Origin of the sequence: Legionella norrlandica (genome assembly GCF_000770585.1) — a bacterium.
In the GTDB taxonomy this organism is placed as follows: Bacteria; Pseudomonadota; Gammaproteobacteria; order Legionellales; family Legionellaceae; genus Legionella; species Legionella norrlandica.
The window spans coordinates 1-945 of sequence record NZ_JNCF01000122.1 but is presented as its reverse complement, the minus strand read 5'-3'; the positions used below and the strand labels follow the sequence as shown (position 1 = coordinate 945).

Sequence of the window (945 nt, the reverse complement as noted above, 5' to 3'; positions counted from 1 at the left end):
GGATGTTCTGATGGAAAGAGCCTCATCATGAGTAAGTTGGGATTGGTAACTTTTGAATTAAAACGTCTCTTTTAGATAAACCATCAAACCGTTTTTCTGGTTTGTTTTCAGCAGGGAGAAATTCTTTTTGTTTCACTAGACATCGCATGACTTTATAATAAGTATTAATTTCTTTATAGGTTAAATCAACAGTAGTCTCATTCTCATAGATATCCATTGTAGAGTTTCTAGGTATAGAAGGATGATGTAATCTGGCCAGATTTGTTTGATTGTTCACCAATACATTGCTTCTAGGCGATACATCAAAAACTTCGTCCCCAATCGGTTTTTCTAATGCGTCAGAATTACTCCAGGCAAAAGGCAAATACAACAGTCCTCCGGAAATTGCAAAAATAGCTAATGCACCAATTAAAGCGGCTGCAGGAAGAATTCCTGCAATAGTCAATCCCGTTAAAGTAGCAATAGTCAATAACGGAAACACGCCTAAAACCAGAAGTGGCCATTTATCAGAAATATAATTTATTGCAGGTCTAATAACATAAGTGTACGGTGCGAAGGCAAGATAATAGAGGGCCCCTCTTCCTAAGGAGTAGATCCAGAAATTCCTTACTTTTCGTTTATTATTCTCTTTCTCAGCGGAAACATATCTAAATTCTGTCTCAGGAAACCCGGCATAATTCAAAAAATGATCGCAAAAAAGATTAGGACCTTGCTTATCTTTTGGTGGTTTGACATGTATAATTTCCCATTCTTTTTTCCAAACACCGAAAAGAGACACAGGATCATTACCCTGTTTTTGAATCACTGTCTTTGGTTTCTTTTTGATACTATCCCAATTATCATATTGAACTTTATTATCAGTATCATGAAGTCCTGCTGGATTCAGAGCATCTACTCTGGAAAGATATTCCCCCATATCAATAGCCAAAAGAAGACTTAACGACC

Annotated in this window: 1 pseudogene; it reads right to left on the bottom strand. The window is 36.6% G+C overall.

Annotated features, from left to right (window positions below):
• Nucleotides 1-25: 25 nt before the first annotated feature.
• Nucleotides 26-945 (bottom strand): annotated as a pseudogene (locus OK13_RS14670) (hypothetical protein); the annotation flags it as partial.